This window comes from Enterobacter cloacae complex sp. ECNIH7 (genome assembly GCF_002208095.1).
GTDB classification, from domain to species: domain Bacteria; phylum Pseudomonadota; class Gammaproteobacteria; order Enterobacterales; family Enterobacteriaceae; genus Enterobacter; species Enterobacter cloacae_M.
In genome coordinates, this window is record NZ_CP017990.1 from 2,213,665 (window position 1) to 2,236,629 (window position 22,965).

22 protein-coding genes and 1 pseudogene are annotated in these 22,965 nt (G+C 57.0%); 11 read left to right on the forward strand and 12 right to left on the reverse strand.

Annotated features, from left to right (window positions below):
* Positions 1-5: 5 nt before the first annotated feature.
* Complete coding sequence (pntB, locus tag WM95_RS11005) at positions 6-1,394, forward strand: Re/Si-specific NAD(P)(+) transhydrogenase subunit beta (RefSeq protein ID WP_032668239.1); 1,389 nt, start codon at positions 6-8, stop codon at positions 1,392-1,394.
* 120 nt (positions 1,395-1,514) lie between these two features.
* On the opposite strand, the gene uspE is transcribed toward pntB, so the two are convergent.
* The 7 genes from uspE to WM95_RS11040 form a co-directional block, all read right to left on the reverse strand.
* Complete coding sequence (gene uspE / locus WM95_RS11010) at positions 1,515-2,465, reverse strand: universal stress protein UspE (RefSeq protein ID WP_063409054.1); 951 nt, start codon at positions 2,463-2,465, stop codon at positions 1,515-1,517.
* 109 nt (positions 2,466-2,574) lie between these two features.
* Positions 2,575-2,769 carry a hypothetical protein gene (locus WM95_RS11015; RefSeq protein WP_063409055.1) on the reverse strand — a complete coding sequence of 65 codons (195 nt, stop codon included), beginning with the start codon at positions 2,767-2,769 and terminating at the stop codon, positions 2,575-2,577.
* Positions 2,770-2,902: 133 nt separating this feature from the next.
* Positions 2,903-3,655 carry a fumarate/nitrate reduction transcriptional regulator Fnr gene (gene fnr, locus WM95_RS11020; RefSeq protein ID WP_006174991.1) on the reverse strand — a complete coding sequence of 251 codons (753 nt, stop codon included), beginning with the start codon at positions 3,653-3,655 and terminating at the stop codon, positions 2,903-2,905.
* A 183-nt stretch (positions 3,656-3,838) separates the two neighbouring features.
* Complete coding sequence (gene ogt / locus WM95_RS11025) at positions 3,839-4,354, reverse strand: methylated-DNA--[protein]-cysteine S-methyltransferase (protein WP_063409056.1); 516 nt, start codon at positions 4,352-4,354, stop codon at positions 3,839-3,841.
* Positions 4,355-4,364: 10 nt separating this feature from the next.
* Entirely contained in the window at positions 4,365-5,891 is a 1,527-nt protein-coding gene (gene abgT / locus WM95_RS11030; RefSeq protein ID WP_063409057.1) for a p-aminobenzoyl-glutamate transporter, read from the reverse strand.
* A 36-nt stretch (positions 5,892-5,927) separates the two neighbouring features.
* Entirely contained in the window at positions 5,928-7,373 is a 1,446-nt protein-coding gene (locus WM95_RS11035) for a M20 family metallopeptidase (protein ID WP_063409058.1), read from the reverse strand.
* Complete coding sequence (locus tag WM95_RS11040; RefSeq protein ID WP_063409059.1) at positions 7,373-8,683, reverse strand: M20 family metallo-hydrolase; 1,311 nt, start codon at positions 8,681-8,683, stop codon at positions 7,373-7,375. Before WM95_RS11040 ends, WM95_RS11035 begins: the two co-directional genes overlap by 1 nt.
* 175 nt (positions 8,684-8,858) lie before the next feature.
* Here WM95_RS11040 and WM95_RS11045 point away from each other — a divergent pair, with 175 nt between their 5' ends.
* Together WM95_RS11045 and smrA are read left to right on the forward strand one after the other, a co-directional pair.
* Entirely contained in the window at positions 8,859-9,770 is a 912-nt protein-coding gene (locus WM95_RS11045) for a LysR family transcriptional regulator (protein ID WP_023311481.1), read from the forward strand.
* A 354-nt stretch (positions 9,771-10,124) separates the two neighbouring features.
* Positions 10,125-10,688, forward strand: a complete 564-nt coding sequence (smrA, locus tag WM95_RS11050; RefSeq protein ID WP_023311482.1) for a DNA endonuclease SmrA — start codon at positions 10,125-10,127, stop codon at positions 10,686-10,688.
* Between the two features lie 27 nt (positions 10,689-10,715).
* On the opposite strand, the gene tcp is transcribed toward smrA, so the two are convergent.
* On the reverse strand, positions 10,716-12,377 hold the full coding sequence (gene tcp, locus WM95_RS11055; RefSeq protein WP_063409060.1) for a methyl-accepting chemotaxis citrate transducer: 1,662 nt from the start codon (positions 12,375-12,377) through the stop codon (positions 10,716-10,718).
* Positions 12,378-12,521: 144 nt separating this feature from the next.
* Here tcp and WM95_RS11060 point away from each other — a divergent pair, with 144 nt between their 5' ends.
* Positions 12,522-13,388, forward strand: a complete 867-nt coding sequence (locus WM95_RS11060; RefSeq protein WP_023311484.1) for an aldo/keto reductase family oxidoreductase — start codon at positions 12,522-12,524, stop codon at positions 13,386-13,388.
* Between the two features lie 45 nt (positions 13,389-13,433).
* On the opposite strand, the gene WM95_RS11065 is transcribed toward WM95_RS11060, so the two are convergent.
* Complete coding sequence (locus WM95_RS11065) at positions 13,434-13,634, reverse strand: hypothetical protein (RefSeq protein WP_023311485.1); 201 nt, start codon at positions 13,632-13,634, stop codon at positions 13,434-13,436.
* A 331-nt stretch (positions 13,635-13,965) separates the two neighbouring features.
* On the opposite strand from WM95_RS11065, the gene umuD reads away from it, so the two are divergent.
* Together umuD and umuC are read left to right on the forward strand one after the other, a co-directional pair.
* A complete protein-coding gene (gene umuD / locus WM95_RS11070; protein WP_029740280.1) occupies positions 13,966-14,400 on the forward strand; it encodes a translesion error-prone DNA polymerase V autoproteolytic subunit in 435 nt (144 codons plus the stop codon).
* On the forward strand, positions 14,384-15,646 hold the full coding sequence (umuC, locus tag WM95_RS11075) for a translesion error-prone DNA polymerase V subunit UmuC (RefSeq protein ID WP_047742070.1): 1,263 nt from the start codon (positions 14,384-14,386) through the stop codon (positions 15,644-15,646). Before umuD ends, umuC begins: the two co-directional genes overlap by 17 nt.
* Positions 15,647-15,658: 12 nt before the next feature.
* Here the strand turns inward: umuC and WM95_RS11080 are convergent, their stop codons facing one another.
* Both WM95_RS11080 and WM95_RS11085 read right to left on the reverse strand, forming a co-directional pair.
* Positions 15,659-15,928, reverse strand: coding sequence for a hypothetical protein (locus WM95_RS11080; protein ID WP_045356947.1), 270 nt, complete (start codon positions 15,926-15,928; stop codon positions 15,659-15,661).
* An 83-nt stretch (positions 15,929-16,011) separates the two neighbouring features.
* Positions 16,012-16,899: a LysR family transcriptional regulator gene (locus WM95_RS11085; protein ID WP_063409433.1), complete on the reverse strand. Its 888-nt coding sequence runs from the start codon at positions 16,897-16,899 to the stop codon at positions 16,012-16,014.
* A 97-nt stretch (positions 16,900-16,996) separates the two neighbouring features.
* On the opposite strand from WM95_RS11085, the gene WM95_RS11090 reads away from it, so the two are divergent.
* The 5 genes and pseudogenes from WM95_RS11090 to WM95_RS11105 all read left to right on the forward strand — a co-directional run.
* Complete coding sequence (locus WM95_RS11090) at positions 16,997-18,052, forward strand: SDR family oxidoreductase (RefSeq protein ID WP_063409432.1); 1,056 nt, start codon at positions 16,997-16,999, stop codon at positions 18,050-18,052.
* 133 nt (positions 18,053-18,185) lie between these two features.
* Complete coding sequence (locus tag WM95_RS27175; RefSeq protein ID WP_369880841.1) at positions 18,186-18,323, forward strand: hypothetical protein; 138 nt, start codon at positions 18,186-18,188, stop codon at positions 18,321-18,323.
* Between the two features lie 205 nt (positions 18,324-18,528).
* Positions 18,529-20,217, forward strand: coding sequence for a T6SS phospholipase effector Tle1-like catalytic domain-containing protein (locus tag WM95_RS11095; protein WP_063409431.1), 1,689 nt, complete (start codon positions 18,529-18,531; stop codon positions 20,215-20,217).
* Between the two features lie 10 nt (positions 20,218-20,227).
* Positions 20,228-20,914 (forward strand): DUF2931 family protein, encoded by a 687-nt coding sequence (locus WM95_RS11100; protein ID WP_059446687.1) that lies wholly within the window; start codon positions 20,228-20,230, stop codon positions 20,912-20,914.
* Positions 20,915-21,042: 128 nt separating this feature from the next.
* Positions 21,043-21,468: pseudogene (locus WM95_RS11105) on the forward strand (LysR substrate-binding domain-containing protein); the annotation flags it as partial.
* On the opposite strand, the gene WM95_RS11110 reads toward WM95_RS11105, so the two are convergent.
* Positions 21,440-22,894: an aminotransferase-like domain-containing protein gene (locus WM95_RS11110; protein WP_088544771.1), complete on the reverse strand. Its 1,455-nt coding sequence runs from the start codon at positions 22,892-22,894 to the stop codon at positions 21,440-21,442. The pseudogene WM95_RS11105 and the gene WM95_RS11110 overlap by 29 nt on opposite strands.
* Between the last annotated feature and the right edge of the window lie 71 nt (positions 22,895-22,965).

Genomic DNA, 22,965 nt, shown 5'->3' on the forward strand with positions numbered 1-22,965 from the left:
AGCATATGTCTGGAGGATTAGTGACAGCCGCATACATTGTTGCTGCAATCCTGTTTATTTTCAGTCTGGCGGGGCTTTCCAAACACGAAACGTCTCAGCAGGGAAATAACTTTGGTATCGCCGGGATGGCGATTGCGCTGATTGCCACCATCTTCGGGCCGGATACCGGCAACGTGGCGTGGATCCTGGTGGCGATGATCATCGGCGGCGCGATTGGTATTCGCCTGGCAAAACGCGTTGAAATGACCGAGATGCCGGAGCTGGTTGCCATTCTGCACAGCTTCGTGGGTCTGGCGGCGGTGCTGGTGGGCTTCAACAGCTACCTGTATCACGAACCGGGCCTGGAACCGATTCTGGTGAATATCCACCTGACGGAAGTGTTCCTCGGTATCTTCATCGGTGCGGTGACCTTCACCGGCTCCATTGTCGCGTTCGGCAAGCTGCGCGGGAAGATCTCCTCTAAACCGCTGATGCTGCCAAACCGTCATAAGCTGAACCTCGCGGCGCTGGTGGTGTCGTTTGTTCTGCTGGTGGTCTTCGTGCGTACCGAAAGCGTGGGCCTGCAGGTACTGGCGTTGCTGGTGATGACCATCATCGCGCTGGCGTTTGGCTGGCACCTGGTGGCGTCCATCGGCGGTGCGGATATGCCGGTGGTTGTCTCGATGCTGAACTCCTACTCCGGTTGGGCGGCAGCGGCGGCAGGCTTTATGCTGAGCAACGACCTGCTGATCGTCACCGGTGCGCTGGTGGGCTCTTCCGGTGCGATCCTGTCTTACATCATGTGTAAGGCGATGAACCGCTCGTTCATCAGCGTTATCGCCGGTGGTTTCGGGACCGATGGGTCTTCTTCCAGTGCGGATGAAGAAGTGGGTGAGCACCGTGAAATTTCTGCGGAAGATACCGCAGACATGCTGAAAAATTCGCACTCCGTGATCATCACTCCGGGCTACGGCATGGCGGTGGCGCAGGCGCAATATCCGGTTGCGGAAATCACCGAGAAGCTGCGCGCGCGCGGCATCAAGGTTCGCTTTGGTATTCACCCGGTGGCAGGGCGTCTGCCGGGCCACATGAACGTGCTGCTGGCGGAAGCGAAAGTGCCTTACGACATCGTGCTGGAAATGGATGAGATCAACGATGATTTCGCCGACACCGACACCGTGCTGGTCATTGGCGCCAACGATACCGTTAACCCTGCTGCACAGGACGACCCGGGTAGCCCAATCGCCGGTATGCCTGTTCTGGAAGTGTGGAAGGCGCAGAACGTGATTGTGTTCAAACGCTCCATGAATACCGGCTATGCCGGGGTTCAGAACCCGCTGTTCTTCAAAGAGAACACCCATATGCTGTTCGGCGATGCTAAAGCCAGCGTGGATGCGATTCTGAAAGCGCTGTAAGTTGCGCTGAAACGAAAAAACCGCCGAATTCGGCGGTTTTTTTATTGCCGGGTGGCGCTGACGCGTACCCGGCCTACGGTTTTGTAGGCCCGGCAAGCCTGTGCCGCCGGGCGTCAGGCGTTAATCGTCTTCCGGATCGTCCAGCTCAACCGGCGTCTGGTAATCATCCGGCTTAATGACCAGCAGGTCGCAGCGCAGATGGTCGATCACCTGTTCGGCGGTATTGCCGAGGAACGCGGCAGAAATACCGGTTCGGCCAATGGTGCCCAGCACCACAATCCCCGCCTGCAGGTGTTCCGCCAGGTCCGGGATCACCTCTTCAGGCAGCCCTTTTTCCACGTGGGTCATTTTCTCATCGATGCTGAATTTCTGACGCAGCGTTTTCATGGCCAGCAGATGCTGACCCCGGATCGCGTCGTTGTACACGCTCGGGTCAAATTCAGGCAGCTCAATGGCGATATTGATCGGCGTGACCGGATAGGCGCCAACCAGATGCACTTCGGTATGATTCACCTGTTCGGCAAGCTGGATGGTCTCCTTCACCAGCTTCTCGTTCAGCGAGTTGTGGTAATCCTCTTCGCTCGCGAGGTTTACCGCCACAACGGCTTTCCCGCCTTCAGGCCACGGCTGGTCTTTCACCATCCAGACCGGGCAAGGACATTTGCGCAGCAGGTGCCAGTCGGTCGGGGTGAAGATCACGGATTCCAGCTTGTCGTGCTGGTGCGCCATCTTCAGCAGCAGGTCGTGCCCGCCGGCGACAATTTCCTGGATGATGGCTTCGAAAGGTCGGTTATGCCAGACCACTTTAATATCAATGGGCACGCCCGCTTCCAGATAATACTTCGCCTGTTCACGGATCCACGCGGTACGCTGGCTGATGACGCCCTGACGCATAGCGGTGCGCTCGTCAGGCGACAGAAGGGTGGTCATCTCATACGAGAAGTCATAGATCGGCAAAAACGCTTTGATTTTGCCACCAATCCGTTGATGTAAATACACAGCACGTCGTAATGCCGGCTGATCGTCCTGATTCGGATCGATAGCTACCAGCATGTTTTGATACTTGGCCATACAGGTCTCCTTACTACTGTCACCACAGTCTGTAATTAAAAGAGTAACCTATATATCCTGAATGAAACAGAGGGGAGGTTTTGCCAGATCAATAATTCATGAAAATTTATCAGAGGAAAAGCACCGTCGTCGTCACCGCGATAAACGCAATAAACAACAGCACCATCACCGCTATCGCAAAGGTCGTGGAGTCCTGAATGTAGGTTTTTTCCTCCCCCTTCATCGGGCCGACAAGCATGATCCAGATGAAGAGAAAGGTCACAGAGGCAATCACGACTGAAACGAAAAACAAACTTTCTCTCAATTCATAACCTCAACGAGAACCTTTTGGGTGCTGTGTGGGGACGTGCTACGGTGAAAATATCTTGAAACGGAAGTGATTATACCAGACCAATAAATCACAAGATTTATCGGTCTGGTGATCGATATGCGGAGAGTTACGCCACGTTGCGGGCGTGCCCGGCAAGAACGGCCAGCGCCTCACCGTTTTCGATAGTGATGTATTTACCTTTAACGGCCAGCATCCCGCTTTTCTGGAAACGGCCCAGCAGACGGCTGATGGTTTCCACGGTCAGGCCCAGGTAGTTACCGATATCGCCACGCGTCATCGTCAGACGGAACTCACGCGGCGAGAAGCCACGCTCGGCGAAGCGGCGGGAGAGGTTGTAGATAAATGCGGCCAGGCGCTCTTCTGCGTTCTTTTTAGAAAGCAGCAGAATCATGTCCTGATCGCCTTTGATCTCACCGCTCATCAGACGCATCATCTGCTGACGCAGGTTAGGCATCTTGCCGGACAGATCGTCCAGGGTTTCAAACGGGATTTCGCAAACCATAGAGGTTTCGAGTGCCTGAGCAAAGCTCGGGTGATGGCCCGTGCCGATGGCATCAAAGCCCACCAGGTCGCCCGCCAGATGGAAGCCGGTGATCTGCTCATCACCCTGTTCGGTGATGGTGTAGCTCTTGATGGTGCCAGAACGGATAGCATAGAGCGATTTCAGTTCGTCTCCCGCTTTAAACAGCGTCTGCCCTTTCTGAATAGGCTTTTTGCGCTCGATGATATTATCAAGCTGATCGAGTTCATGCTCATTCAGGGTAAACGGGATACAGAGCTGGCTGATGCTGCAATCCTGGCAATGGATAGCACAACCGCCAGACTGAATGCGTCGTATAATTCGCTTTTCCGGGATCATAGGTTTGCTCAAGCCTTAATTGATATTGGTCAATTTTAACATCTTTTTGGTAAGTACGTAAGCCTGACAAACCCTCAATAAGGGCAAGTGGCGACATTGTGTCGCCATCTTCTTGAAATTCCACAGCTTGATTATGGATTTTTAGCCTAACCGGAAGAAAATTAAGCACAAAAAGCCTGGAAGCTAGAGCAGGAGATACCCTTCGTGACGCAGCAACCACTCTTTGCGCTGCACGCCGCCGGCATAGCCTGTCATGGTGCCGTTGCGGCCAATGACGCGATGGCAGGGCACCACGATGCTGACCGGGTTAGAGCCGTTAGCGGCACCCACCGCGCGTGCGGCGCCCGCGCGGCCTAGCTGTTCCGCGAGCTGGCCGTAATGCATGACCTGCCCGCAGGGAATGGACCGCAGCGCCTGCCACACTTCGCGCTGAAAAGGCGTGCCTGCCGTGGCGGTCGGCAGAGTATCGATGATGCTGAGATCGCCTTCGAAGTAGGCCGTAAGCTTGTCGCTCAGCCCGCCCGGGTTGGTGGCGCGGATACGTTCATACCCCTGTGAGCGGTAGTGAACATGGAGCAGTTCTTCCATGCGGTCGCTGTGCTCTTCCCATTCGACGGCGCGCAGGCAGAACTGCTCGTCCGCGATCACCCACAGCGGCCCGAGCGGCGTCGCAATCTTATCTTCGAGTAATCTCAGCATCCTCATTCCTTTAGTTCAGCCTCGGGTAAATCCCCGGCCCAATCGGCAGGCCGACAAGATACCATGCCACCAGCATCACCAGCCATACCCCTAAAAAGATAAGCGGGTAGGGTAAAACCAGCGAATAGTAGGTACCCAGTTTGGCCTCGGGTTTATAGCGCTGCAGGAAGCCTAAAAACAGCGGAACAAACGGCGAAACCGGCGCCAGCGGAATCACCGAGGAGTCCGCGATGCGGAACAGGATCTGCGCGAAAGCCGGGTGGAAGCCCAGCATCATAAACATCGGTACGAAGATCGGGGCCAGAATCGACCAGATGGCGGAGCCGCTGGCGATAAACATGCACAACAGGGATGACAGCAGCGCGAGGCCGACAAACGCCGGTACGCCGCTTAGCCCGGCCGCCTCCAGCGCGTCGGTCAGACCCACTGCCATAAACTTGCCCATGTTGCTCCAGTTAAACATCGCCACAAACTGCGCCAGCGGGAACACCATCACGATAAAGCCCGCCATCTCTTTCATCGGCTCGATCATCAGCTGCGGCAGATCGCCCTGACGGCGGATTTTGCCGGTAGCGATACCGTAGGCGAGCGAGACGACAAAGAAAAACAGAATAATCAGCGGCACGATGCCCTGAATAAACGGCGAGGGCAGGACGGTATGTTTAACCGGATCGCGCAATATGCCGTTTTCCGGCACCACCATCAGCGCCACCAGCGCGATAAAGGCCAGCGAGACCACGCCCGCCACGCGCAGGCCGAAGCGCTGCTCTTTGCTCAGGGTCTCCAGCTTTTCATCGCTACGGCCTTCCCATTTACCCAGCCGCGGCTCGATGATTTTATCGGTAATCAGCCCGCCGACAATCGTCAGGACAATCACCGAGCTGGCCATAAAGTACCAGTTGTCGATCACGCTGACGTGCATTGCCGCATCAATGGTCTTTGCCGCCTCCGTGCTGATGCCAGAGAGCAGCACGTCGGTGGTGACGATCAGCAGGTTAGCGGTAAATCCGCAGCCCACGCCCGCAATCGCCGACAGCAGGCCCGCCACGGGGTGACGCCCGACGGCGAGGAAAATCAGCGCCCCCATCGGCGGCATGATCACCAGCGCGGCGTCGGAGGAGATATGGCTGAAGAAGGCGATAAACAGCACCATATAGCTGGCGTAACGCGCGCTGACGTGAGAAGCCATCTTCACCATTAATGCAGGCAGCAAGCCCACCCGTTCAGCCAGCCCGGCGCCCAGCACCAGCGCCAGAATGGCGCCGAGCGGGGCGAAGCCGCTGAAGTTTTTAATCACGTTGGGTAAAAACCAGTGCAGCCCGTCAACGCTGAGCAGGTTTTTTACCGCCATCAGGCTGCCGTCAGCCGGGCTGCGCACGCTCACGTCAAAGGCGGAGAGCACGGCGGTGGCGACCATTAAAATCACAATCAGATAGATAAACAGCAGGAAAGGGTGCGGCACTTTATTGCCGATCCTTTCAACCCAGCCATAGAGCTTACCGGATGGGGAATGCGAAGGTATGGAAGACATACTCATGGACGTTCCTCGGGAGTGTTGTTGTGTTGTGTTTTTTTATTTTAAAGGTGACGGTGTCACGCCCTGTGGGATCGGACACACGTACGGTTTTTCTTGTATTTGTTGTTCGAACTCTTCACGGCATTTTTTCAGCAGCGCCGCGTCCTGCAGCAGGTTAAGCGCGGTTGCGCCCATCACTTTTCCGGCCAGCAGCATGCCTTTGTGGGCAATGGAGGTACGTCCCTGCGCCACCAGCTGCCAGGTGTGCAGCGGCGTGCCGACGGTAAAGCAGGGGCTGAAGCACTGGGCGACCGGCATTTTCCAGCTGACGTCGCCCACGTCGGTTGAACCCGCCAGCACGTTGTCGGTGATGGCATAGGGAGCGACTTCATCGACCAGCAGCGTCTCCTGATGACGCCGGGCAAAGGCTTTACCCGCATCACCGCCCGTCGCGGCAATATTTTTCAGACTGTTTTGCAGATCGTTGGGCGTCAGGGTGGCGCGGATCTCGCGGGCGAAGGCGCGTTCTTCCTCCGTCCAGAGCGGCGTGCCGTAGTGCTGCAGGGCGCGATACATCGCCGCTTCGAGCGTGCGGTTTGGCAGGTAGCTGGAGCAGGCTTTATCAAAGCGACACTCGACGGTGGTTTCGGTCATCATCGCCGCGCCCTGGGCGATTTTCTCGATGCGTTCGTAGATCTGCTGCGCATCGGCCATCTCCGGGGCGCGGATCAGGTACAGCACCTCGGCCTGCGCCTGCACCACGTTGGGTGAAATCCCGCCGGTATCGGTAATGGCGTAATGGACGCGCGCTTTCTCAATGATGTGTTCGTTGAGGAAGTTGGTGCCGGTAGTCATCAGCGTCACGGCGTCCAGCGCGCTGCGTCCCAGATGAGGGGAGTTGGCCGCGTGTGCCGCTACGCCGTGAAAACGCCAGGCGGCCTGAATATTCGCCAGCGTGCTGACGTTAAACATCCCGGCGAAGGCTTCCGGGTGCCAGGTGACGGCGGCATCGACGTCATCAAACAGACCTTCGCGCACCATAAAGGTTTTCCCGGAGCCACCTTCCTCGCCGGGACAGCCATAAAAACGCACCGTTCCGCTGCCGCCGTGCTGCTCCAGCCAGCTTTTCACCGCCACTGCGCCCGCAAGCGCCGCGGTGCCTAAGAGGTTATGCCCGCAGCCGTGGCCGTTGGCCCCCGGCGTGGCGGATTGCGCCGTCGCGTAGTGCGCCTGCTGGCTTAGCCCGGCCAGCGCGTCGTATTCGCCCAGCAGGGCAATGACCGGTTTCCCGCTGCCGAAGCTGGCGATAAAGGCATTTGGAATACCGCCGGCCTCGCGCGTCAGCGTGAAGCCCTCGGCCTCCAGCTCGCTGGCCAGCCGTTCGGCGGACCAGAACTCTTCGAAGCGGGTTTCAGGACGATCCCAGATCGCGTCGGCAATATCGGTTAACGTCCGACATCGCGTGTCGATCGCATCGGCAATAAAAGCGTAGTTCTCCTGCATTACACACCTCGCGTCCACGGGAAATTGAGCGCAGTTCGCGCCAGCGTTTCAATGGCAATCGCCATGACCTGCTCATCGAAGTCGAATTTTTCGTTGTGATGTCCGGCGCTCAAATCCGTGCCGAACACCATATAGGACGCCATGCCGCCGTTCTCCTGCACGCGGGCCATCATCAGCGTGGCGTCTTCGGAACCCGCTGGCGCCTTCACCTTATCGATGGCGTGAATAATCCTGGAAACCCGGCTCGCCTGTTCGCGCAGATAATCAACCCACGCCGGTGTCGGCGCGCTGGAGGTTGCGGCGCCCATCAGGCGCATCTCGGCGCTCACGCCGTAGAGCGCCGCTGCGCCGGTAATAACCGCCTGCGCGCGTTCAAAGACATACTGATTAATCGCTTCGCTTTCGCCGCGCGTTTCAACCTTTATCAGGGCATTCGCGGGCACCACGTTGCGTCCGCTGCCCGCCTGCATCACTCCGACGTTCACCCGGGAGGCGCCGTCGCTGTGCGGGGCGATGCTGTGCAGGGCGAGGGCGGCCTGCGCGGCGGCGAGCAGGGCGTTACGTCCGTCCTCCGGTTTACCGCCCGCGTGTGCGGCAACGCCGGTAAAGTTCACGTCAAACTTGGTGGTGGCCATAAAGTTATCGCTGCCGCAAATCACCGTTCCGGCAGGGACGCCGGTACCAATATGGATGGCCGTGAAATAGTCCACGTCGTCCAGCGCCCCGGCGGCAACCATGGCGCGCGCGCCGCGGGTGCCTTCTTCAGCAGGCTGGAAGATCAGCTTGATGGTGCCGTTGAGCTGCGCGTCATTCTGCTTAAGCACCTGCGCCAGCCCCAGACCAATAGCGGTGTGTCCATCGTGCGCGCAGGCGTGCATCATGCCCGCGTTGCAGGAGGCAAACCCGTCGCGGAACGGGCGATGGCTTTCATCCAGCGCTTCGCTTAAATCAAGGGCATCCATGTCGACGCGAAACGCCAGGGTCGGTCCAGGACGTCCGGTATTGAGGGTCGCCACAATGCCGGTAAACCCGCCCTCAAACGGCGCCAGCCATTTCTCTGGCGCGCCCTGCGCCCGCGCGCGGGCAAACTCTTGCGCCAGGGTGGCGGCATCGGGCAGCCCCATCCGGCTTTCGGCATCGACGACGTCGCGGCCCATCGCCAGTTCGTAACCCAGCGAATCGAGGATTTCCGCGACTTTCGCGGCCGTTCGAAACTCTACCCAGCCGGATTCCGCGAAATGGTGAAAATCGCGACGCCATGCGCTCAGCTGCGGGGATAATGTCTGGATGTACTGCGCCAGTGTGTCCATATCTGTTCCTGTCATCATTAAAATATGTGAACTGCTTCAAGCTGTGATAGTTTTTACTTATCACTAACCGATTTTTCACAGTTTTAACCGTTCAGGAATTACCCTCGCACATCCCTTTCCATTAAAGTAGATGACAGTTTCTTTACTCTGATAAACAACGGTTATCGGTCGGGCTATGACATTCCAGATTAAATTTCATCAAATCCGGGCGTTTGTTGAGGTTGCGCGTCAGGGCAGCATTCGCGGCGCCAGCAGGACGCTGAATCTTTCCCAGCCGGCGCTGACCAAATCCATCAAAGAGCTGGAGGAGGGCATGGCGGCGCAGCTTTTCGTGCGCAGGAGTAAAGGCGTCGCGTTGACCGAATGCGGTGAGGGCTTTTACCAGCGCGCCAGGTTGATTCTGGAAGAGCTGCGCGCGGCGCAGGATGATATCCGTCAGCGGCAGGGGGAGCTGGCCGGGCAGATCAACATCGGGATGGGGGCCAGCGTTTCACGCACGCTGATGCCCGCCGTTATCACCCGCTTTCATGCGCAGCATCCGCAGGTCAAGGTGCGGATTATGGAAGGGCAGCTGGTGTCGATGATCAATGAATTACGCCAGGGCGAGCTGGACTTCACCATCAATACCTATTATCAGGGGCCTTACGACCAGGAATTTACGTTTGAAAAGCTCTTCGAAAAACCGTTTGCGGTATTTTGTCGGGAAGGTCACCCGGCAATGGGGGCAACGTCAATTAATGAACTTCTGCATTATAACTGGACAATGCCGACGCCGCGGGGAAGTTATTATAAGCAATTAGAGGAGGTATTTAGCGATCGTTCGCAAATACCGCGAATTGGTGTGGTTTGCGAAACATTTTCTTCCTGTATTAGCCTGGTCGCGCAAAGTGATTTTTTAAGCATATTGCCGCAGGAGCTAGGCTGTGACCCGCTGCTGGCACACCGTCTGGTCATGCTGCCGGTTGTCGAATCGCTTCCTAAAGCAACCTATTATTTAATTCAGCGTCGTGATTCACGTCAGACTCCCCTTGCTGAGTCATTAATTACGCAGTTCAGAAGGGAGGTGAGGAAAATAGTCGTCGCGTGAAATACAGATTAAAAAAACAGGATCTGCCCGACATCAGACAGACCCTATAGTACACACAGCAGTACGTCCTTTCGCCAATCCTGAGTATTATTTCCATGAGGCAGGTATATTTAGGTATAACACCTTTCCCGAAAAATGAAAGGCGGGCGAGTGATTGATTTCACGAAATTTTAACATAAATCACGTATTTTACCTTTGCTGAAATTTTAGTTAAGTCTGATTTAAGTTTATTTAATAATTACTATATATATTCATCAGGTTAATATTATTGCCACGCATCGCCCTGTAACGGTGATTGAGGCCGGTCTCTGGCGCAGGTATAGTACAGTCCTCAGATGTAGCCGGAGGATGTCCATGAACCCTGACGACAAATCATTTTTTCTTGACGCCATGGAAGATGTCCAGCCCCTGAAGCGCTGCGCGGATATTCACTGGCAGCCCAGCCGCAATACGCGGACGCGCGAGGAGGTGGATAGCGAACAGCTGGATAACTTCCTGACGCTGGATTTTCTTGACGTGCTTCCCCTGGAAGAACCGCTGGCGTTCCAGCGCGAAGGGGTACAGCAGGGCGTTATTGATAAGCTGCGCACGGGTAAATACGCCCGCCAGGCCAGCTTAAACCTCCTGCGTCAGCCCGCCGAACGCTGCCGTCAGATGCTCTATTCTTTTATTCGCCAGGCCGGACGCGACGGGTTACGCAATCTGATTATCATTCACGGGAAAGGGCGCGAGCAGAACTCGCATCCCAATGTGGTGCGTAGCTATCTTGCGCGCTGGTTAACCGAGTTCGAGGAAGTGCAGGCCTTCTGCGTGGCGCTGCCGCATCACGGCGGCAGCGGGGCATGTTATGTTTCACTGCGAAAATCGGATGAGGCAAAACAGGAAAACTGGGAGCGGCACGCCAAGCGCAGCCGCTAGCGGGCGATCTCCTCGCCCGCCGGTGACTCAGAACGTTTCCCAGTTGCTGTCGGTAGAGGCGGTTGTTGTTGCCGGGCGCAGCAGCTGTGGCGTTTTCAGATTGACCGGGCGCGGGGCGACCGCTTTTTCTTTGCCGTTCAGACGAAACGCCGCTACCGCCTGGCGCAGCTGCTCGGACTGATCTTCCAGTGCCGCAGCCGCCGTGGCGGACTCCTGCACCAGCGCGGCGTTTTGCTGCGTCACGCTGTCCATCTGCGAAACGGCCAGGCTCACCTGCTCAATACCGCGGCTCTGCTCGTCAGAGGCAGATGAAATCTCACCCATAATATCGGTCACGCGGGTCACGGCGGCGACAATTTCCTTCATGGTGGTACCAGCCTCGCTGACCTGCTCAGAACCGGTATTCACCCGGCTGACGGAGTTCTCGATAAGCCCTTTGATCTCTTTCGCCGCCTGCGCGCTGCGGCTCGCCAGCGTACGGACTTCACCTGCAACAACCGCAAAACCACGGCCCTGTTCCCCGGCGCGTGCCGCTTCCACCGCGGCGTTAAGCGCCAGAATGTTGGTCTGGAACGCGATGCTGTCGATCACGCCGGTAATATGCGCAATTTGCTGCGAACTGTCGGCGATTTCGTTCATGGTGCGAACCACGTTATCCACGACGTGACCGCCGCGCGCGGCCGTTTCAGAGGCGTTTTTCGCCAGCAGCGTGGCCTGACGGGCGTTATCGGAGTTCTGCTTAACCGTCGCGGTCAGCTCTTCCATGCTGGCGGCGGTCTCTTCGAGCGAGGCGGCCTGCTGCTCGGTGCGGGCGGAAAGATCGTTGCTCCCTGCGGCAATTTCGCCTGCGCCGGTGTAGATGGAATCCGTACTTCCCCGTACGGCGCTGACGGTGGTCACCAGCGACTGCTGCATCTCATGCAGGCCGGCGGCCAGCTGGCCCATCTCATTGCGACCGGAGATAGCGATCTCCTGCGTCAGGTCGCCCCCTGCAATGGCGCGAATATGGTTCATAATGGAGTGGAGGGGTTTTAACAGCAGATGTTGTAAACCCTGCCAGATGACCACCAGAACCGCGATAACGGCCAGCAGAATAGCCGCCAGCGTCCACTGCATCTGCGTGAAGCTGCTCTGGTTCTCTTCGGTTGCGGCCTTCAGCAGGGTGTTGTTTTCGGCGCGCCAGCGGTTATAGACCGCTTCCATCTCGTCCTGCGCCTGCTGCGCGTCCAGATCGCCATAGGCCTGGTAGTTGTCGGCACGCAGATACTCAATCGATAAGCGCATCACTTCGTGCATCTGGTTCCAGGACTTCTGCATCTCGTCGGTTAATGCCGCCTCCTGGCCGTTAACCTGCGGCAGCTTCTGCCACTCTTTGTTATAGGCTTCGGCTTTTGCCAGCGAGTCGGCTGCGGTGCCAAGCAGTTTATTGATCGCTGCAAGGGAAGCCGGGTCGCGCTGGTTTTTCAGGTAGCGGATCGCCACGCGGGTGACGGTGACGCGCGTTTTCACCAGCGTGTTTACGCTGTCGCTCAGGCTCTCCTGCTGGGCATTGAGCACGCCGGAATTCTGGAAATTATGGCGATCGTTGCTGACGGCAGAGTAGAACAACCCTCCCGTGACAACTTGCAGCAGACAGAATATGGTGAGGGCAAAGATAATACCGGTAATCACGTGCAAATTTTTCAGCATAGCGGTCGTCCGTTAGAAAGGATGCAGAGGTACACCAATACTATCGTCGTATAGAATTTAAACTTTAATTTAACTCGCGCTTAACTAAGGGCTCCGGTAAGGAACCTGTTGTAAATCCGGATCATTTTTATGAGGAAGGTTAACATGAGCAGCATTGATAAAAGCGGGACGTACGCGCTCGGGACGCGGACGGTAAAACGACTGGGCTACGGTGCGATGCAGCTCGCCGGGCCGGGCGTCTTTGGCCCACCGAAGGATAAGCAGGCCGCGCTGGACGTGCTGCGCGAAGCGGTGGCGGCGGGGGTGAACCACATTGATACCAGTGATTTTTATGGTCCTCATGTCACTAACCAGCTGATCCGCGAGGCGCTTCACCCGTACCGGGACGATCTGACGCTCGTCACCAAGATTGGTGCCCGCCGCAACGACAAAGGTGCCTGGCTGCCGGCCTTTTCCGCGCAGGAACTGACGCAGGCGGTGCATGACAACCTGCGTAATCTGCAGCTGGACGTGCTGGACGTGGTGAATCTGCGGATCATGTTTAGCGCACACGGGCCGGCGGAAGGGTCGATTACGGAACCGCTCTCCACCCTGGCCGAATTACAGCAGCAGGGTCTGGTGCGTCATATTGGCCTGAGCAACGTCACGGCAACCCAGGTTGCGGAAGCCCAGAAGATGGTGCCGGTGGTGTGCGTACAGAACATGTACAACATTGTGAACCGGGGTGACGACGCGCTGGTGGATCTGCTGGCGCAGCAGGGGATCGCGTATGTGCCGTTCTTCCCGCTGGGCGGCTTTACGCCACTGCAATCTTCCGGGCTGAAGACCGTCGCGGATTCACTGGGCGCCACGCCAATGCAGGTTGCGCTGGCATGGCTGCTTCAGCGTTCCCCGAATATTCTGCTGATCCCTGGCACCTCTTCCGTAGCGCATTTACGGCAAAACCTCGCGGCGGGGGAGCTGCGGTTGCCGCCTGAAGCACTGGAAACGCTGAATTCGCTGATGGATTAAAGGTGACACGCGCAAAGCCTGAAGGATGCTTCCGGCTTTGCGCGCTTAGGCTCCTGTCTGACTTTTCTGCCTGTGCAGCGCTAATGCTTCCGCCACAATCTCCTGCTTGCTCTTACGCGTCTCAAAGGCGGTGGTTCTGATGTACTCCATCAGATCGGGATCGATGCGGGCGCTCAACATCCTGAGATCGGCCTCCTTTGCCAGACCGCGTGCAACACGCTTGTCTGGATAGTCACGGGCTGGCATTGAAAATATTCTCCAGTAAGTCTTGTTAATTCGTTCGGTAAAATATGCTTTTATCTGACTTAAAAAGTCAACATGCAGTGATTTGATAGTGATTAAATTTCCAAATAAGTCATTATGAAGTATTTGCTATATGACTTTTTAATGACTTATATTAGCGCGTCTCTTAATGCATTCCGGGGAGAACCATGGGGAGGGTTATCGGCGGGCAACGTTGCTAAATTAAAACCGCTCAAACTTCAACGCGTTTGGGTTCGCCTTTGGAAATGACCTTGATCCTTGTCCATAATTCGTAATACTGTATTTATATACAGTATCTGGCGAGAAAGGCATTATGGACACTCTCTTTTCTTATCACCCAAAACAAGACATTGAATTACCTTTGTTTTTAGAGCGCGTGGCCTGTGGTTTTCCCAGCCCGGCGCAGGATTATGTGGAGGATCGTCTCGATCTTAACCGGCTGGCAGTCAGACACCCCAGTGCGACCTATTTTATCAAGGTGAGTGGAGACTCCATGATTGGGGCGGGGATCGGCGACGGCGATCTGCTGGTGGTCGATCGTTCGTTAAATGCCGAACACGGGGATATCGTCGTGGCGTCGGTCGCCGGTGAGTTTACGGTGAAAGAGCTACAGACCCGCCCGGTTCTGAGACTTCTGCCGCATAATGCCCGCTATCAGCCGATTACCTTTCAGTCCGAAGAGGAGCTGCAGATCTTCGGCGTCGTCACCCACACTCTCAAAACGCATAAACATGTTCGCGCTGGTTGATGTGAATAGCTTTTACGCCTCCTGCGAGAAGGTATTCCGCCCCGATCTGGAGGGGAAACCCATCGTGGTGGTGTCCAATAACGACGGCTGCATTATTTCGCTGTCGCGGGAGGCAAAGCAGTTCGGCATAAAAATGGGTGAGCCGTATTTTAAATTCAAAGAAAAGCTATACCCGTCAAAAGTTTACGTCTTTAGCTCGAACTATGCGCTGTATGCCGATCTCAGCAGTCGGGTAATGCAGACGCTGACCGATCTCGCCCCGGCAATCGAGATTTACTCTATCGATGAGGCGTTCGTGAACGTTTCAGGGGTCAGCCACTGCCTGTCGCTGGAAGCGTTCGGTCACCAGATGCGCACAGAGGTCTTTAAAAATACGGGCCTAACCGTTGGCGTCGGTATTGCCCCGACCAAAACCCTTGCAAAGCTGGCCAACTATGCGGCGAAACGGTGGTCCGGCACTGGCGGCGTGGTCGATCTCTCAGGCCGCGAGCGGCAGCGTAAGCTGCTGGAAAAGGTTCCGGTAGAGGAGGTGTGGGGGGTAGGGCGGCGCATCACGAAAAAGCTCAACGCTATGGGGATCACCACGGCGCTGGAGCTGGCGGAAGCGTCGTCCTGGGTCATCCGCAAACATTTCAACGTGGTACTGGAACGTACGGCCCGCGAGCTGCGCGGTGAGCCCTGTCTTGATCTGGAGGAGTTCACCCCCACGAAGCAGCAAATCATCTGTAGCCGTTCGTTTGGACACCGTATTACGCAGTACGAGGAGATGCACCAGGCTATTTGCGCCTACGCGGAACGCGCTGCGGAAAAACTGCGCGGCGAGCATCAATACTGTCGTTTTATCAGCGTATTTGTTCGCACCAGCCCGCATGCGGACAACGAAATTTATTACGGCAATCAGGCTTCTGTCACCCTGATGACGCCCACCAATGACTCGCGCGATATCATCCGCGCCGCCACGGAGGCGCTGGGGCGCATATGGCTCGACGGCTATCGCTATATGAAAGCCGGGGTCATGCTGGCGGACTTTTTCAGCAGCGGCGTCGCCCAGCTTAATTTGTTTGACGATAATCGTCTGCGCGCCAACAGCGCGGCGCTGATGGAGATGATGGACAGCGTAAATCATTCCGGTAAAGGGAAGATATGGTTCGCCGGACAGGGTATTGAGAAATCCTGGGCGATGAAGCGTGAGATGCTGTCACCGGCCTATACGACGCGGTACGCCGATTTGCCGGTGGCGAAGTAGAAGATGGTTGCGTTATTTCTTTTGCACCAACCAGGTTGCCGCAGCCGCCAGCGCGCCGATCAGCGGCATTTCGCCCGCTCCGGCCAGGAAGTTATAGCGATCGATCTCATTATTTTTACGGATATCGGCAAGGCGGGTAAGCGCCTCTTTTTCATCCGCTGCGCCAATCTCCTCAAACTGTTTTTCAAACCCCTGAGCGATGAGCTGAGCGGCCGCATCGGTGTTTGCGCTCTCGATCGCAATCAGGTTCGGGCCTTTTTGGAAAAAACGATAATCCGGCATAAGTGCTCCAGAAAGAGGAGGATACGGTAAAAATACTCTATTCCTGGCGGTTGAAAAATGCACGTCATTTACGGCGGAAACAATCAGTTTTTCTTCAGTATTTCAGGCAGCAACTGCTCAATCACGCTGACGACCTTTCTGACGCGCTGCGGAATAAAGCGGGCGTCAGGATAGACGGCATAGAGGAAGCGATCGGGTAACCGCCAGTCGGGCAGCACCGGTACCAGCGTGCCCGCCTGCAGCGCCCTGGCCACGAGCGGTCGCTGCATGCCGCCGATACCGATGCCTGACTCCAGCGCCTGCAGCAGTGCGTCGCTGGTGTTGGCACGGAAAACGGTATTCACGTTGATCTCGACCGTTTCCTCGTCAGAAATCAGGCGCAGGGGGGCATCCAGCGGAATACCGCTGAACCGTACGTGTGGCAGCGTGGTCAGTTCGCTGACGGTGTGTACCGCCTGAGAACCGGGAGCGGCAAACAGCGCGGCTTCAATACGCGCCAGCACGCGAGCCGCGTGCGCCTGCGGAGGCTCGCTGCTCAGCCGTATCGCGACATCCACGCCCTCCGTCACCAGATCGGCAAGGCGGTCATCCAGGGAAATCATCAGCTGCAGTTCGGGATGCAGGCGCTGTAGCGCCAGCAGATGCGGCAAAATGATCTGCCCCAGGCCGCTCGGCAACTGGACATGGACGCGTCCCTGAACGCGATGATCGGCAGGATGTAAACGCCTTTCCGCTTCCCCCATAGCGTCCAGCACAAGCTGCATATCTCGCCGGTAACGTTCACCCTGTTCGGTCAGCTTCATCGTACGCGTCGTACGGTGCAGCAGCACCACGCCAAGCTCATCCTCAAGCGCCGCGATCTGTTGACTGACGGCGGACTGCTTAATACCGGTCTGACGGGCGGCCGCTGAAAACGAGCCCGCTTCAGCGACGCGTAGAAAGGTAGAAATGGCGGTGAGCTTATTATTCATTTAATGATTCTGCTTATAAGTGCCATCGGTGTCAGGGGATATCTCCAGAAAAAATAATAGATCACACTGCGTCTGTCACCCTTTCCGGAGAAACACCATGAATAAGATGCAGCAACACAACGTCGCCCTGGTCGCGGGGGCCAGCGGCATTGTCGGCAGACAGCTGGTCAATACGCTCCTGCACCATCAGTGGGAGGTGATTGGCCTCAGTCGCCGCGAGGTAACCCATCCGGACGGCATTCCCGTGGTGAACGTCGATTTACTGGATGCGAAGGATACCGCACGGGCGCTGCACGCCCTGAACGGTGTCACCCACATCTTTTACAGCGCCTGGGCGAATGCGGCGAATTGGACGGACATGGTTGAGCCGAACGTCACCATGCTGCGTAATCTGGTCAGCACCCTCGAAAAAACGGCGCCTTTGCAGACGGTAAGCCTGATGCAGGGGTACAAAGTCTATGGTGCGCATCTGGGACCGTTTAAAACCCCGGCGCGGGAAAGCGATCCCGGCGTGCCGGGTGCCGAATTTAACGCCGCGCAGCTAGCGTGGCTCAGCCAGTTTCAGCGGGGAAAACGCTGGCACTGGAATGCTATCAGGCCGGGCGTGGTGGGGAGCGCGGTACCGGGTAATGCCATGAACCTTGCGCTGAGCATCGCCCTGTACGCCTCCCTGTGCAAGGCGCTGGGGTTACCGCTGCGTTTTCCCGGTTCGGAACAGGCCTGGCACAGCATCGTTGACCATACCGACGCCGGGCTGCTGGCCGAGGCCACGGTGTGGGCCGCCGCGTCACCTGCGGCACAGAATCAGGCGTTCAACGTAAACAATGGCGATATCTGGCGCTGGAGCGAGCTGTGGCCGCGCATCGCACGCTGGTTTGAACTGGACTCTGCGCCGCCGGTGAGGCTGTCATTTCATCAGCTGTTTAACGACTATCACGGCGTATGGCGCGAGCTTGCCGAAGAGCGGCTGGTGGAAGCGGATATTCTGCAGCTGAGCGACGGGCGGTTTGCCGATTTTGTCTTTAGCTGGGACTACGACATGTTTGGTGACGGGAGCAAACTCCGGCGATCGGGCTTCACGCAAATGCAGGCGACCGATGAGATGTTTTTCAGCCTGTTCGCGCAGATGAGAGCCGCGCGGATTATTCCCTGATGAGCCTGGGCGTCCTGGTGCAGGCCAGGACGCCGGGTGCTTACTCAACCGTTAACGCATTCACAACCTCGGCCACGCTTTTCACGCTGCGGATATTCCTATCTCTTTTGCGGCATTGCGGGTGATGCCCGGCATGCCTGATTTTTATCGTCAGCATCCTGAAATCGATATCATTCCGAGCAGCTCTGAACACCGCCGGGATATGTTCTGGTGCTGCCTTGACTGTGTGCTGTGGGTGGGCGAACTGGGCGACGGCGACTATATGGCCTAGTGGGAGCGAAGCTGCAAAATGCGACATCTGGCTTTTTTTGAACTGGAACTGAGTAAAAATGGCTCTTTACCGGGTATGCAGGAACAGGCGGATACAATCCCCTCGATACATTTGAGCATGTGCATCATCTACTGAAGATAGAGCGGTAATTTTGGTTAAGGTATGATGGGATATTTATTAACCCTCAAAACTAAAAGGATTTTCCATGAGCACAAACGAAAAGACCACACCGGAAGATACCGGTTATTATCGGTATGAAGTTATCGGGGACTGCACTCTGCGAACCAGCGCTGTCGGGACTGTAAAAACCGTTCAGTGCCGGCGGGTGCCAGTCAGGGGGATCGCGCTGACCGTAGGTGTGTTCTTTGACGGCACTGGGAATAACCGGGCGAATTCAGACGATCTGCGGCTGGCATATGCGCACTGCGCTAATCTGGTTGGCGAGGATCGTGCCAGGGCGTGCGAGAAGTATGAAAAGCATGCCAGAGCAGAGTTAGGGAACGCCAGCTGGCAGGGCGGCATCACTAATATTTCGCGACTGTTTGACCTTTATCAGTCTAGTGATGAACTCAACGACAGTGAGACAGAGGCGCAGGTAAAAATCTACGTCAGCGGCATCGGGACGGCGGACGGTGAAAGCGATTCTATGCTGGGAGCGGCGCTGGGCAGCAGCCTTATCCGGCAGTTTGAAGGGGTGGTGACGAAGACAGACGAGGCGCTTGACAAAATCAGCGCAGAGCTGAGCCGCTTTATCAAACTTAACCGTGACAAAGTGGCGATAGCGAAGGTGCAGTTTGATGTGTTCGGTTTTAGCCGCGGGGCAGCGGCAGCGCGGCACTTCGCCAACCGGGTGATGAACCAGGACGCGGAGATAGCGGTGGCGATAGACAAAGGATTAGACCTGACAGGGCACCATGGAAAAGCGGCGGGAGAGGTACGCTTTCTGGGGCTGTTTGACACGGTGGCGGCCATCGGGAGTCTGCTGAACTTCTACGGCATCAACGGGCGCAGCAACCCCGGCGTCAACCTCGAACTGCGTCCCTCGGTGGCGCAGAAGGTGTTTCAGATAAGCGCAATGCACGAGTGCAGATATAACTTCAGCCTGAACAGCATAGCGGGGATGTGGCCGGAGCTGGCGCTGCCGGGTGCGCACTCGGATATCGGCGGAGGCTACAACGCGGGAGAGGATGAAATATCCCTGCTGACGATGCCGGACTTTGAAGTGATACCGGAAAGCTCGGATGAAATGCAGACGGCAGTATATCGTAAGGCGGAGAAGATGCGTCAGACGCTATATTCGCTGCCGGCGCTGAAATACCTGATGCCGCACGGTAAGGTAGAGACGAAAATGATTTCGTGGCCACTGGTTAACCGGGATAAGGCACGGGCGTTTATTTTGGAGAAGAAAGCCGGCGCGGCGGTATTTATGACTCGCCGGGCGGTGCCGAACGACTGGGAAAAGGTGAGTATGCGGGTGATGCTCGATGCGGCACAGGATGCCGGGGTGATATTCGGTGATATTGATCCGCAAAATACTGACATGGCTCTTCCCGCTGAGCTTGTTTCCCTGTGTGACAAAGCGATAGCGCAGGGGCGCGCAGTCCGACGCGGTACGGAGCAGGAGAGCTTCACGGCAGATGAGATGCGGACCATCGGGCGTTACCTGCACTGTTCGGCGAACTGGAACATCGATTCGGATCTGAGCCTGTGGGTGAGTCCGTCCTCAGGAGAAGTTTTTCTGAGAAACCACTATGCGCCAACGGACGAGCGCTCGTTCGTGTGGCCGATGGCTCCTGGCAAAGGGTGGGTGCGGACGGTATGGCGGATGGACGACCAGCAGCAGTGGGAAGACAGGGCGCGGGCGAATGCGGACGCGCTGGACGGACTTTTCTGAGGAGGCAGGGATGAAACGATTACCGCTGGTAGCGGTCATGTTGGGTGTCGTATTGCTCGCCGGTTGCCACGATCGCCGGGAGGGTGTGAAGTCATTGTCAGGGGATGGTGTAGAACAGTGGGGGCAGAAACTGCCTTACGATCACTGGCAGTTTAATTTTTTCTATCCCGTCAACCTGCCGGCACTGGTGACCATGGTGTATCTGGAGGATGGGGATATCCGGGAAAGTATTTTCCGGCGACTGGACCCCACGGAACCGAGCCAGAGCAGCGTGGGGACATGGAGCCAGCGCGTGGGTGGTTTTTCAGCCAATTTTAATATCGGCAAGGCGCTGCCTGTCAGGATGACGGTGTGCTGGGACTCGGTTATCGATAAAAAGGCGTACGAAACGGAGATCTGGTTCAGTCGGGAGACATGGCAGCAGATGCTCACAGCCTATCCTGATACCTATAAGCCGGGAAAGACGTATTACCGGGATAATATGATTATCGGACTGGCACCGGGTGGAACGGTGCGGGTCTGGCTGGAGAATAACGGCGATCCTGTTGTGCTTCAGCATCCTGCGCGGCAACTCACTCTGACAGGGGAGGATATGCTGATATGCAAAGGGGTAACGAAACATCCTAACGGATATATTTATTACGGAAAGACACCCGATTTCATCAAAGGGAAAATCTATCCGTATGGCAACTGGTAGGGCATAACGGTCAGTAAAATCAAAAGGATCCTCTTGAGATCCTTTTGAGCATCAATCTGATTGTTTTGATGGGTTAAACTTCAATTTTTTTAACATGTCACATTTTGCAGCTTCGCTCCCACCAGGGCTACATCGCGCGTAAAATCGGGAACATCAAAATCACGACCTGCGCCAGCCCGGACTGGCTGGCAAAACACGGTACGCCAGAAACGCCGGATGATTTACGCAAACATCAGGCCATCAACTGGATTAATAACCGCAGCAGACAAATTCATCCGTGGACGTTTACCACGCCAGAAGGCATCGCGGAAATTACCTTGCCCGGTAAGCTTGTCGTGGATAACTCCGAGGCCTACATCGCGGCAGGCCTTGCCGGGCTGGGGTTAATGCAGGGGATGAATCTCTTTCTTCAGCCTTACATAGACCGTGGTCTTCTGGTTGAAGTCCTGCCGGACTATCGCTCGCCGGACCGCAAGCTGTCACTGCTCTATCCACACCGCCACCTCTCCCGGAAGGTACGGGTCTTTACCGAGTGGCTGGAGAGTCTGGTGTGAAAGCGGCCAGCTCGTGACACAGCGCGCCAATCTGTTCCACGGCGTTCAGCAGGCGGAGCGTGGGTTCGTTTGCGCAGTTCAGCCGCAGAAAGTGCGTTAACTCCGCGGCAGGGGAAAACAGGGGGCCAGGGCTGACGCCAATGCCCAGCGCCAGCGCGCGACGATGCACCTCCAGCGCGTTGACCCGCTGAGGCAGTTCAACCCACAGCAGGAAACCGGCAGCGGGTACGTTAACGCGCGTACCGGGCGGAAAGCTCGCCTTGACCTGCGCCACGACGGCGCGAACGCCCTCTGAGATCCGGCGCTTCAGCCGCCGCAGATGGCGATCGTAGTCGCCGCTCGCCAGAACATCGCTCGTCGCCGCTTCCAGCAGCGGGGCGCCAGCCCATTCTCCGGCCATGCGGGCCTGTAAGACCTGCGGGGAGTAGCGTCCGGCGGCGATCCAGCCGATTCGCCATCCGGGCGCAAGCGTTTTAGACAGGGAACTGCAGTAGATCACATTCCCGCTCAGGTCGAACGCCTTGCAGGCCGGAGGGCGTTGCCCCTCGCCGACCAGATCACCGTAAACATCGTCCTCAATTAAAGGAATTTCAGCCTCTTCAAGCAGGGCAACCAGTTCCTGCTTGCGCGCGACGGGCATGCTGGCACCCAAAGGATTTTGCACCGTGGGCGAGGCCAGAACGGCCGCGGGGCGGTGGCAGCGAATAGCGTCCGCCAGCGGTTCCAGCAGCAGGCCTTCTACAGGGTCGGTGGGGATCGCTAAAGCCTTCAGGCCTAAATCCTCCAGCAGCAGGAGCGTACCAAAGTAGGCTGGCTGCTCAATCGCCACGACATCACCCGGCTGGCACACGGCCCGAAGTGCCAGGCGCAGCGCCTGCGTCGCGCCTGCGGTAATAATGAGATCGTCCGCGCCGAACCGGGCTCCCCACTGGGCAGAGCGCGCGGCAATCTTGCTTCGCAAATCCCGCCTTCCCGGAGGCAGGCTGTAGCTCTGTCCATGCGCGTCCAGACGACGGCCCGCAGAGTGCAACGCCCGCTGCAGCGCATCTCCCGGCAGCCACGCGGGATCGGGCAGGGCGGCGCCCAGCGGGATCAGCCGGGCTTCTGCACAGCTGAACAGCGACCGGGCCACGGCGGACAGGGTGACGGGGACCGGGCCAGGCGTGAAGCGCGCGGGCTCCGCGCGCGGAGGCTGGCTGGTCAGACGGATGTAATAGCCTGAACGCGGGCGTGCAACGATCAGCCCTTCAGCCTCAAGGCAGCGGAGGGCCTCCAGCGCCGTCGGAAGGCTAACGCGCTCGCGTTCGGCCAGTTTGCGCGCGGAGATCATCCTGTCACCGGCGCGCAGCGCGCCGGACGTAATGGTAAGACGCAGCATATTCGCAATACGGCGATAGTGAGGAGAGGACCGGGACGGGGCAGACATGGGTAACTGTTCAGGCTAATTTTCGATAAAACTGACTATACAGCCATTGATGCGCGCCATCTATAGTGTCC

What these genes read in the sequence shown, in the direction of transcription:
- pntB (WP_032668239.1), top strand. Translation starts at nt 6, where the DNA reads ATGTCTGGAGGATTAGTGACAGCCGCATACATTGTTGCTGCAATCCTG.
- uspE (WP_063409054.1), bottom strand. Translation starts at nt 2,465, where the DNA reads ATGGCCAAGTATCAAAACATGCTGGTAGCTATCGATCCGAATCAGGAC.
- fnr (WP_006174991.1), bottom strand. Translation starts at nt 3,655, where the DNA reads ATGATCCCGGAAAAGCGAATTATACGACGCATTCAGTCTGGCGGTTGT.
- ogt (WP_063409056.1), bottom strand. Translation starts at nt 4,354, where the DNA reads ATGCTGAGATTACTCGAAGATAAGATTGCGACGCCGCTCGGGCCGCTG.
- abgT (WP_063409057.1), bottom strand. Translation starts at nt 5,891, where the DNA reads ATGAGTATGTCTTCCATACCTTCGCATTCCCCATCCGGTAAGCTCTAT.
- WM95_RS11035 (WP_063409058.1), bottom strand. Translation starts at nt 7,373, where the DNA reads ATGCAGGAGAACTACGCTTTTATTGCCGATGCGATCGACACGCGATGT.
- WM95_RS11040 (WP_063409059.1), bottom strand. Translation starts at nt 8,683, where the DNA reads ATGGACACACTGGCGCAGTACATCCAGACATTATCCCCGCAGCTGAGC.
- WM95_RS11045 (WP_023311481.1), top strand. Translation starts at nt 8,859, where the DNA reads ATGACATTCCAGATTAAATTTCATCAAATCCGGGCGTTTGTTGAGGTT.
- smrA (WP_023311482.1), top strand. Translation starts at nt 10,125, where the DNA reads ATGAACCCTGACGACAAATCATTTTTTCTTGACGCCATGGAAGATGTC.
- tcp (WP_063409060.1), bottom strand. Translation starts at nt 12,377, where the DNA reads ATGCTGAAAAATTTGCACGTGATTACCGGTATTATCTTTGCCCTCACC.
- WM95_RS11060 (WP_023311484.1), top strand. Translation starts at nt 12,522, where the DNA reads ATGAGCAGCATTGATAAAAGCGGGACGTACGCGCTCGGGACGCGGACG.
- WM95_RS11065 (WP_023311485.1), bottom strand. Translation starts at nt 13,634, where the DNA reads ATGCCAGCCCGTGACTATCCAGACAAGCGTGTTGCACGCGGTCTGGCA.
- umuD (WP_029740280.1), top strand. Translation starts at nt 13,966, where the DNA reads ATGGACACTCTCTTTTCTTATCACCCAAAACAAGACATTGAATTACCT.
- umuC (WP_047742070.1), top strand. Translation starts at nt 14,384, where the DNA reads ATGTTCGCGCTGGTTGATGTGAATAGCTTTTACGCCTCCTGCGAGAAG.
- WM95_RS11080 (WP_045356947.1), bottom strand. Translation starts at nt 15,928, where the DNA reads ATGCCGGATTATCGTTTTTTCCAAAAAGGCCCGAACCTGATTGCGATC.
- WM95_RS11085 (WP_063409433.1), bottom strand. Translation starts at nt 16,899, where the DNA reads ATGAATAATAAGCTCACCGCCATTTCTACCTTTCTACGCGTCGCTGAA.
- WM95_RS11090 (WP_063409432.1), top strand. Translation starts at nt 16,997, where the DNA reads ATGAATAAGATGCAGCAACACAACGTCGCCCTGGTCGCGGGGGCCAGC.
- WM95_RS27175 (WP_369880841.1), top strand. Translation starts at nt 18,186, where the DNA reads ATGCCTGATTTTTATCGTCAGCATCCTGAAATCGATATCATTCCGAGC.
- WM95_RS11095 (WP_063409431.1), top strand. Translation starts at nt 18,529, where the DNA reads ATGAGCACAAACGAAAAGACCACACCGGAAGATACCGGTTATTATCGG.
- WM95_RS11100 (WP_059446687.1), top strand. Translation starts at nt 20,228, where the DNA reads ATGAAACGATTACCGCTGGTAGCGGTCATGTTGGGTGTCGTATTGCTC.
- WM95_RS11110 (WP_088544771.1), bottom strand. Translation starts at nt 22,894, where the DNA reads ATGTCTGCCCCGTCCCGGTCCTCTCCTCACTATCGCCGTATTGCGAAT.